Annotated in this window: 9 protein-coding genes and 3 pseudogenes; 6 read left to right on the top strand and 6 right to left on the bottom strand. The window is 61.0% G+C overall.

Annotated elements, in window-relative coordinates:
• The 3 genes and pseudogenes from KW835_RS26425 to KW835_RS26435 form a co-directional block, all read left to right on the top strand.
• Nucleotides 1–131, top strand: a pseudogene (locus KW835_RS26425) (5-dehydro-4-deoxyglucarate dehydratase); the annotation flags it as partial.
• Nucleotides 132–245: 114 nt separating this feature from the next.
• A complete protein-coding gene (locus KW835_RS26430; protein ID WP_218387730.1) occupies nt 246–704 on the top strand; it encodes a nuclear transport factor 2 family protein in 459 nt (152 codons plus the stop codon).
• A 131-nt stretch (nt 705–835) separates the two neighbouring features.
• Nucleotides 836–1,795, top strand: a complete 960-nt coding sequence (locus KW835_RS26435) for a 2-hydroxyacid dehydrogenase (protein ID WP_218387731.1) — start codon at nt 836–838, stop codon at nt 1,793–1,795.
• 48 nt (nt 1,796–1,843) lie between these two features.
• On the opposite strand, the gene KW835_RS26440 is transcribed toward KW835_RS26435, so the two are convergent.
• Together KW835_RS26440 and KW835_RS26445 are read right to left on the bottom strand one after the other, a co-directional pair.
• Entirely contained in the window at nt 1,844–3,133 is a 1,290-nt protein-coding gene (locus KW835_RS26440; protein ID WP_218387732.1) for a M20/M25/M40 family metallo-hydrolase, read from the bottom strand.
• 92 nt (nt 3,134–3,225) lie between these two features.
• Complete coding sequence (locus KW835_RS26445; protein WP_218387733.1) at nt 3,226–4,092, bottom strand: LysR family transcriptional regulator; 867 nt, start codon at nt 4,090–4,092, stop codon at nt 3,226–3,228.
• A gap of 92 nt (nt 4,093–4,184) precedes the next feature.
• Here KW835_RS26445 and KW835_RS26450 point away from each other — a divergent pair, with 92 nt between their 5' ends.
• A complete protein-coding gene (locus tag KW835_RS26450) occupies nt 4,185–4,592 on the top strand; it encodes a nuclear transport factor 2 family protein (RefSeq protein ID WP_218387734.1) in 408 nt (135 codons plus the stop codon).
• Nucleotides 4,553–5,291 (top strand): annotated as a pseudogene (locus tag KW835_RS26455) (hypothetical protein); the annotation flags it as partial. The gene KW835_RS26450 and the pseudogene KW835_RS26455, both read left to right, overlap by 40 nt.
• 237 nt (nt 5,292–5,528) lie before the next feature.
• On the opposite strand, the gene KW835_RS26460 reads toward KW835_RS26455, so the two are convergent.
• Nucleotides 5,529–5,822, bottom strand: coding sequence for a hypothetical protein (locus KW835_RS26460; protein WP_218387735.1), 294 nt, complete (start codon nt 5,820–5,822; stop codon nt 5,529–5,531).
• 217 nt (nt 5,823–6,039) lie between these two features.
• Here KW835_RS26460 and KW835_RS26465 point away from each other — a divergent pair, with 217 nt between their 5' ends.
• The gene (locus KW835_RS26465) at nt 6,040–6,498 is read left to right on the top strand and encodes a hypothetical protein (RefSeq protein ID WP_218387736.1); all 459 of its coding nucleotides are present in this window, start codon (nt 6,040–6,042) and stop codon (nt 6,496–6,498) included.
• A 171-nt stretch (nt 6,499–6,669) separates the two neighbouring features.
• Here the strand turns inward: KW835_RS26465 and KW835_RS26470 are convergent.
• The 3 genes and pseudogenes from KW835_RS26470 to KW835_RS26480 all read right to left on the bottom strand — a co-directional run.
• Nucleotides 6,670–6,930 (bottom strand): annotated as a pseudogene (locus tag KW835_RS26470) (IS3 family transposase); the annotation flags it as partial.
• A 263-nt stretch (nt 6,931–7,193) separates the two neighbouring features.
• Nucleotides 7,194–7,727 carry a hypothetical protein gene (locus tag KW835_RS26475; protein WP_218387737.1) on the bottom strand — a complete coding sequence of 178 codons (534 nt, stop codon included), beginning with the start codon at nt 7,725–7,727 and terminating at the stop codon, nt 7,194–7,196.
• On the bottom strand, nt 7,705–8,684 hold a 980-nt coding region (locus tag KW835_RS26480), incomplete at its 5' end, for an RHS repeat domain-containing protein (RefSeq protein ID WP_304505178.1). The genes KW835_RS26475 and KW835_RS26480, both read right to left, overlap by 23 nt.

Consider the following 8,684-nt stretch of genomic DNA (forward strand, 5'->3'; position numbering starts at 1 on the left):
TCTCCATCATCAAGGCGGGCGCCAGGATCGTGGGCCACGACGGCGGCCCCGTGCGCGCGCCGCTCACCGACCTCAAGCCCAGCGAGATGGAAGAACTCGCCGCGCTCATCAAGAAGCTCGGCCCGCAATAAGCACTGCGCAAACGCAAGAAATGCCCCGCGTGTGGCCGTGCACGGACGCGGGGCGAGCCAGCGGCACGCCTTTTCACTCTTCATCCATCACACATAACAACGGAGACAGACAAGATGTTCAGAAAGCTGATTCTCACCACGGCCACCGTCCTGGCCGTGGCGGCCCTCGCAGGCTGTGCCACCCATGCGCCCGCCGCGTCGTCGGCGTCGACCGAACAGGCCGTGGCCGCTGCGGCAGAACGCCTGCGCGTGGCGATGATCGACCCGACGCAGGCAGCGCTGGCCCAGCTCGTGGCTGACGACCTGAGCTACGGCCACTCCGGCGGCCGTGTGGACACCAAGGACAGCTTCATCGGCGACCTGATCGCCGGCAAGTCCGACTTCGTGACCATCGCGATCACCGAGCAGACCATCAAGGTCGTGGGCAACACCGCCATCGTGCGCCACACGCTCACCGCAGACACGAACGATTCGGGCAAGCCTGGCAAGGTGCAGATCAAGATCCTGGGCGTATGGCAGCAGCAGGCAGGCAGCTGGAAGCTGCTGGCCCGTCAGGCCGTCCGGGTCGCCTGAGCGACTTCCCGACCAAGGGCCGCCGATGCGGCCCTTTTTTCTTTGCTGGCTTTACCGGCCACCCGCGCCCGCGCTTCTCTTTTGCTTCTCATTTGCACCCCTACCGGCACACCGAGCCCCACCCGCCATCCATGACCACCACCGCCCTGCCCCGCATCCTGCAAATCGGCCGCCTGCCCCTCCCCGCGCTGGAGGCCGAACTGGCCGCCCGCTACAACGTGACCTGCCTGTCCGACCAGCCTGACCCGGCGGGCTTCCTGGCATTGCACGGGGCCGAGTTTTCTGGCGTGGTGACCACGGCGTCCATCGGCCTCAAGGGCGAGGTCATTGCAGCGCTGCCCCACCTGCAGGTCATCAGCAGCTTTGGCGTGGGCTTCGATGCACTGGACATCGACGCCGCGAAGGCACGCGGCGCGCAGGTGGGCTACACGCCTGGCGTGCTCAACGACTGCGTGGCCGACATGGCGTTTGCGCTCATGCTCGACGTCTCGCGCGGCATTGCCGCCAGCGACCGCTTCGTGCGGCGCGGTGCATGGACACAGGGCCGGTTCGCCCTGGGCAGCCGGGTCTCGGGAAAGCGCCTGGGCATCGTCGGAATGGGCCGCATCGGCGAGGCCGTGGCCGACCGCGCCAGCGGTTTTCGCATGGAGGTGGGCTACCACAACCGGCGCCGCAACCCCGACGCAGCCCTGCAATACTTCGAGTCCCTGACGGCGCTTGCAGGCTGGGCCGACTACCTGGTGCTGACGGTCGCAGGCGGCCCCGCCACCCGCCACATGGTGGACCGCGCGGTACTGGATGCACTGGGGCCGCAGGGATTCCTGATCAATGTGGCCCGCGGCAGTGTCGTGGATGAAGCCGCTCTGATCTCGGCACTGGCCGAAGGCCGCATTGCCGGCGCGGGACTGGACGTCTTCGAGGACGAACCACAGGTTCCTGCGGCGCTGATGGCGCTCGACAACGTGGTGCTGACCCCGCACACTGCCAGCGCCACGCATGAAACGCGCCGCGCCATGGCGGACCTGGTGCTCACCAACCTGGCATCGTTCTACGCCACCGGCTCCGTGAGCGTGCCCGTTCCAGGCACCTGAGCTTGTGACTGCCGGCGCAGGCAAGCAGCCTGCGGCCAGCCTGCAATCTCACTTGAGCTTGTCGCGCGAGATGTCCATGATCATCCGCGTGGCCAGGTACAGGCGCGGCACGATGGTATTGATCTGCACGTACTCGGCATCGTTGGAGTGGGCGCCGTAGCCCGACAGGCCCATGCCCTCCACCACCGCGCCCCTGGTCTTGAGGGCTGCGAAGGCTGCGTCTGTGCCGCCGCCCGTGGCCTTCTCGACCACGTTGAGCGGCAGGCCCAGCTCCTGGTAGATGACCTTGCCGTAGCCGGCCACGCGGCGCGACGCCTCGCTGGCTTCGAGCGGAGGGCGGCGCACCTCGAACTTCACGTCCACCTTGGAGGCGGGCAGCAGCCGGGTCTTGACCTTCTCCTGCAGGGTCTTTTCCAGCCCCTCGAAATCGGTGACCTTGAGCGCGCGCGCGTCGGCCTGGGCCGTGGCTTCGGCAGGGATCACGTTGCGGTTGGTGCCGGACTTGGAGACGGTCCAGTTGAGCTTGAGGCCTTCTTCGTTCCTGGACAGGTCCTTCATCTGCAGCAGCTGGTGCGAAAGCTCGTACAGCGCGTTCACGCCGTCCTCGGGCTTGGCACCCGCATGCGAGGCCTTGCCCTGCACCGTGAGGTAAGCCGCGCCGATGCCGCTGGTGGCCAGACGCAGCGTGCCGTCGGTACCGCCGCCTTCGAACGAGAACACCACATCGTGCTCTGCCGCCACGCGGGTGATGGTGCTGCGCCAGCCGGGCGAGCTGATTTCCTCGTCGCCATTGATCAGCACGGTGATCGTGCCGTAGTCCTTGAAGTTGAGCTTTTGCAGCACCGCCACGGTGTGCAGGATGAGCGCGATGCCCTGCTTGTCGTCCGAAATGCCCAGGCCATAGGCCTTGTCGCCATCGATGCGGAAAGGCTGGCCCTTGAGCATGCCTTTCAGGTAGACCGTGTCCATGTGGGCGATGAGCATGATCTTCTTGCTGCCTGTGCCCTTGAAGACGGCCTGCACGGCGGGGCCCACCTTCTCGGGCGTGTCGTCCAGGCGGTAGATGTCGTTGGTCTGCAGCACCTCCACCGTGCCGCCCAGTTGCTTGAGCTGGCCCGCGATGCGCTCTGCTATCTGGTTCAGCCCCTCGATGTCCTTGCTGCCCGACTCGATGTGCACCAGGTCGCGCAGCGTGTCGAGCAGGGGCTGCTGCTCTTTCTGGGCCAGGGCATGCACATCGGCCACAGGCGCTGCATGGGCCAGGGTGGCGCAAAAAGCCAGCGCCAGCGACGCGATCAGCGGGCGGACGAAAGACGGGGCAGTGGACGAGGGTTGCATGGTGCAGCGGCCTTTGGTGGGGTATGAAGGAGCTGGATTATGACGGCCTGCAACAGGCATTTCAAAAAATCCGCCTCCTTGCAAAGCGTGCATCAATGCTGGACATCCAAAGACTCCAAGCCCACGCCGCAAGGGCGCGAACCCAGCTCGAACAGCCACATGCCGTACAACGGCAATGACTCGGCCAACTGCAAGGGGGCTAGCAGCGGCGCAGCCGCGCCCAGCAGCACGGGGTGCGGCACCACAGCCAGCAATTCGGACTGGCCCACCAGGTGCAGCATGCTGGCAAAGTCGGGGCAGCGAACCGTCATGCGGGGGGCCGGCATGCGCCGCACCCGGTGTGCCTCGGTCAGCACATCCACGGGCCCGCTCACGCTGGGCCCGACGCAGGCCCAGGCCGCACCCTTCAGGTCCGACAGCGCACGGGCCTGCGCCAGGGGATGGCGCCTGCGCGCATAGATTCGCGGCTGCAGCTCATACAGGCGCCGCTCCACCACGTCGGGGTGCGAGAACCCGCGCGGGCGGGGCGCAATGACGGCGTCCAAACGCCCCTGCAGCAAACCCGCGAGCAGGCTGCCCTCATCCGCAGTCTCCATGGCAAGAGTGCGCCGGGGATTCGGCAGGCACCAGTCCTGGTACAGCAAGGGGCCGCACACCATGGCGGCGGACGAGGTAAGCCCCACGCGCAGCACACGGCGCCCGCCGACAGCTGTGCCCGCCTGGGCCAGACCGTCGATGCGCTGCCCTAGCGATTGGGCTTCGTGTGCCAGGGCGCGCGCCAGCCTTGTGGGTACCAGGCGGCGCCCCTCCTTCAGCCACAAGGGCGCGGAAAAGCGCGCCTGCAAGGCCTTCATGCCCTGGCTGATGGCGGGTTGGGACACCCCGCAGGCCTGCGCAGCTGCGGCAAAGCTGCCGTGTTCGATCACGGCCTGAAGGTATTGAAGGTGGAGCAGATACATAAGCCATGTTTATGTGTTGCCGCCCATTCTCCCTTGTCGCGCAGGGCGTTTGGCGGGAAGCTCCCTCCAACCCAACCTTCCAAGGACACCGCATGACCACACAGCCGCTCGACACCGTCAGAACCTACCTGGCCCATCTGCACGCCAGCAACACCGAGGGCCTGATCGCCTGCTTCGAGGCAGACGGCCAGGTCCACTCCCCGTTCCTGGGAACAATGCGCGCGAGCGACTTCTTCAGGAAGCTGGCCCAGGCCTCCAGCGGCAGCGTGATCACCCTGCTGGACGTGTTCGCCTCCACCAAGTCCACCCCGCAGGACGCGGTGCGCGTAGCTGCGTACTTCCGCTATGACTGGACCTTGAACGACGGACGCGAGGTGAGCTTCACTTGCGTGGACGTATTCACCTTCGATGCGGGCAGCCCGCGAATCCGCGACATGAACATCGTGTACGACACCCACCCGCTGCGCGAGCAGGTGGGCGACAAGTACGCACCGGACTGAGGCCCCCTGAGCAGAAGATGCAGACCGAGATCGAGCTGGCCGTGTGCAAGCAGGAAGCCCTGGGTATCGACGTGCTGGTGCATGGCGAGGCCCGGCGCCACGACAGGGTGGAGTACTTCGGCGAACAGTTGGACGGCTTTGCCTTCACCGCCAACGGCCGGGTGCAAAGCTACGGCTTGCGCTGCGTGAAGCCGCCCATCATCTACGGGGACGTGGCCCGCCATCCGCGAAGGCTTGCCGCTGCGCCGCCCGGGCTGGAAGCCCTACCTGCAGCGCGCTACGCAGGCCTTTCGCATCAGCGCGAGCGGCGTGCGTGACGAAACCCAGATCCACACCCACATGTGCTACCGCGGGTTCAACGACATCCTGCCCGAGATCGCGGTCATGGATGCCGACGTGATCACCATCGAGACCAGCCGCTCGGACATGGAGCTGCTGCAGGGTTTCGGCACCTTCAAGTACCCCAACGAGATCGGCCCCGGCGTGTACGAAATCCACTCGCCCCGCGTGCCCGGCGTGCAAGAGATGACGGCACTGCTGCGCAAGGCCACCGAGGTGTTCCCTGTGGAGAACCTCTGGGTGAACCCCGACTGCGGCCTCAAGACCCGGGGCTGGCCCGAGACCGAGGCGGCATTGCGCCACATGGTGGAGGCGGCGCAGGAAGTGCGAAAGCGGCTGCTGGAAGAGGCGACCGCCTGACACCAAATTACGTGTGATTGTTGATTTCCACGCAGAAGTGACCCACTGGGGGTTAGTGGGTCACTTCTGCGTGGAAATCAACAAGCTGCCGTGGCACAGGTCCGTCTGGGGTTGGGGTCATACCATCCGAAATTCGATTTATGCAACAAAGTCCGGTGCATGAAAACCCTTTGGCCGCTCCAACGAACTCGCATTTACACACCAAAATTAACCTTGAGTCAAAGTTTTGCAATTTATTTAGGAGTCGCCCGTATTGTTAATATCTTGCTTTCTTCCCCCAAAGAAAATAATAGCAATCATACCCAGCGAAACGACTCCCCCCAACACCAAGAAAAAATAAAACTCTCTATTTTGCTCTTCTGTTACATATCTTGTAACACCATGATTAATCAAAGCCACATTAAATAGCTCGTCAGATATATCTTTTCCATTGGAATGGTATTTTTCAAATATCGAAACTGCATAAATAATGCATGCCGGCCCTAACGAGGCAGCAATAAATTTCAAAATGCTGATTGATATTTTTTTCACGAATAACAAAAGTACATCAAATCTTAATTATTTGCATGTGCAACTGTCATTTCCACCAAACAATTCCACTCCAGTAAAAGACTTACCGGTATACCCCTGTACGCCAGCGCCGCCGCCAATAGTGATACCACCACCACCCACCGGCTGTCCTCGTGAGCCGCTTCCACCAAATCCATCTGCGCTGCCTCCGAAGCCGAATGCTGCATTGAGACCAAAGATGGTGGAGGATCCACGGAGATCGCACCCGAACATCGCCAAGCAGCTATACAAGGTCGTGGCGGCGTCGGACGACAAGGACGTCATCGCAGAGGGCTTCGTAGGGCTTCTGGATTCCGACGCCGTTTTGTTGGAGTACCAGCTTTTCTGGCTTGCCGTCATAGCCGAAGACCATCTGAGCGAGACGGTCAAGTACGGTGATTTGGTGATGGGCGTCTACGAGCGATGCGACGCGTTCGAGATAGCCGCCGCAAAGGTGCTCGAAATTCCCGATCAGTCGTTCGGTCTGAAGGCCATTCGGTCGCGCATCCTGAAATCGGGTGCCTCGAACTGGAGGAGCTGGGCAGCCGCGATGGGGACACGAACCCTGCCAGCCGCCGAGCGCAACTACCTACTGGGGTATTTCGCAAATGGTTCCACGATGAATCACCTGGTTGCTAACTGCGTCAAGAAGCTGTGAATGCCGTCGGCGCGCCGCCGAACAGCTGCTCGAAGACTTTCTAGCAGCCCATGCCCCACGGAGACTCGCTGAGCGCCTGCTCCCGCTCGCTGCGGTCATCGCACAACGAGCGAATGACGATGTTCCAGCCTGAAACAGTCCCAATCAACTGGAGTCGGCCCTGCAGCACTAGCCCAGGGCCCTCATGGTGGCTGCAATACATCGATCATGGGTGAGGTAGTGCTCAAGGGCGGCAGCCTTTTGCGCCTGTGAGAACTTGGGCTCACGCCCTGCATAGCTTTTAGGCAAGTCCTGGCGCTGCTGATATTCCCGATACCAACCTTTCAATGAGTTCTTGGTCGGGTATCCCAACTGCCTGATAGTGGGCCTGACTCGCATGCCCAACTTGATGAAGAGCTCAACTGCTCGGATTCTGTTTTCGTAGGAATACATGAACTACCTTCTAGTAGTCCAAGTTTTCGTCCGCACCCCCAAATCAACAGCCCGTCCAGGTCCGACAGGTACATCAGGCTGCGGATGCCGGTGCCCGCAGCCGGCCGGCCACAAACTCGGCACGAACGCGCGCCTTACTCTTGAGATTCAGTAAGCCTGGCTCGGGCCTGTTGCAGCGGCCCAAGCGAGGCGCGGGGCAAGCGTCGCAAAGGCTACCGCGAGTTCAGGAGGGCCGACGGGTGCTAAACACATCTTATCTAAAATTAAACAGAGGCTCGATAACAGGAGGATGTTAAAAACTGCGGCTCAAAGGCTCCATGAGAAAATTCAGAGAAAATCGATACAGAACCTGGGGGGGTGCCGACTGCGATAACTATTTCTTGGTCATGAGGTCCTCTGAAAATTAGCCCGCATTCAGATATCACGTCTGCGTCTTCGTGGACCATCTTTTCAAGCTTCTCAATTCGAAATTCTGAAATTTCAATTGTTTTCAGAATTAACTCCTCATCTGAAACTCCTACTTCGGTTGAGTTTTTGAGAAGAATATTGAGACTCCCTACTTCTTGCCAGCCTATCACCTGAGTGCAAGCCGAAGAGAATTCCAAAAAGATGCCTTCGCGCAGAATTAGTCTGAATATCCAGGCCGATTGAAATGTGTGCCCCTCCGGCATGGAATAACCTATTATATGATTCCATTTTAGGAGATTTTCAATCTCATGCCGGTTTGTGCCTTCGTATTGAAATGAAAGCAACCTCTTTCCTGATGGCAAGATCTCAGGGGTAATGTAGGGTTTCATGGGGTTTTTTCCCGTTTGCTGGAATGTCTATGCTCTGGCCGCCACCACTATTCGTAGGGCGGCCAAAAATTCCATTTTCACCGATCAGGCTGCCTGGCGGAGCTTTGTCACCTGGCCGCCAGGGGCGGGCACCACCCGTTAATTTGTCAAGGTCTGGCAAGAATTCTCCAGTTCCCCCATTTTCTTCTGTCAACGGCCCGCTGGTATGCTTTCCTCCGCCTCTGTTCGGACCTGCTCGCGGATCACTTTGATCACCCACAAGATCTTCAGGAATTGGCGGCACATTGCCGCCACTTCCCTCAGAGTTCATCCAGTTTCGGAAGTCGTTTCCTAGCTTTGAGCAAAATTCCCTGCATGCAGGTGTGGCAAGACACGCCGCAGGAATAATCCAAAGAGGATGAGGAGCAAAAGTCGTCGCTTGAAGGCCGTACTGGTCGGAAAATCGTATCGGGTTTCCCCCCGCATATCCAAACCGATTGAAGCCACCACTCAACCCAATCGGATCCCCCTGCATATACCTCCCCGTCCGGCTGTCATAGCTCCTGAAGTAGTTGTAGTGCAGCTTGGTCTCCGCGTCAAAGTACTGCCCCGGATACCGCAGGTTGAAGGTCACCTCAGGCACGCTGGTGGCGCCCGTCGTCGGGGTGGTGGTCTCGCTGGTGAAGCGTTTGGCCGCCGTGGTGGGTTGCTCATCGCCAAACGCGCTGTATTCCCACTGCCAAACGGCTTGCCCGTCCGCCTGGGTCAGCTTTCTGGGGGTGTTCAGGTGGTCGCTGTGGATGGCATACGTTTGACCCTTGATGACTGCCGCAATGGGCATGGGGCCTGAGGCGGTGGGCAGGTACAGGTATTGGGCCGTGCCTGCGCTGTTGGCGCCGCCCGAGCCGTATTCACCCAGCAGGGTGCCGTCTTCGCCGTACACGTAGCTCCAGCCGAGCTTTTCTGCATCGCTGGTGG

The sequence above is a fragment of the Acidovorax sp. sic0104 genome (genome assembly GCF_019219095.1).
Classification (GTDB): Bacteria; Pseudomonadota; Gammaproteobacteria; order Burkholderiales; family Burkholderiaceae_C; genus Acidovorax.

What these genes read in the sequence shown, in the direction of transcription:
- KW835_RS26450 (WP_218387734.1), top strand. Translation starts at nt 4,185, where the DNA reads ATGACCACACAGCCGCTCGACACCGTCAGAACCTACCTGGCCCATCTG.
- KW835_RS26445 (WP_218387733.1), bottom strand. Translation starts at nt 4,092, where the DNA reads ATGTATCTGCTCCACCTTCAATACCTTCAGGCCGTGATCGAACACGGC.
- KW835_RS26465 (WP_218387736.1), top strand. Translation starts at nt 6,040, where the DNA reads ATGGTGGAGGATCCACGGAGATCGCACCCGAACATCGCCAAGCAGCTA.
- KW835_RS26475 (WP_218387737.1), bottom strand. Translation starts at nt 7,727, where the DNA reads ATGAAACCCTACATTACCCCTGAGATCTTGCCATCAGGAAAGAGGTTG.
- KW835_RS26440 (WP_218387732.1), bottom strand. Translation starts at nt 3,133, where the DNA reads ATGCAACCCTCGTCCACTGCCCCGTCTTTCGTCCGCCCGCTGATCGCG.
- KW835_RS26430 (WP_218387730.1), top strand. Translation starts at nt 246, where the DNA reads ATGTTCAGAAAGCTGATTCTCACCACGGCCACCGTCCTGGCCGTGGCG.
- KW835_RS26435 (WP_218387731.1), top strand. Translation starts at nt 836, where the DNA reads ATGACCACCACCGCCCTGCCCCGCATCCTGCAAATCGGCCGCCTGCCC.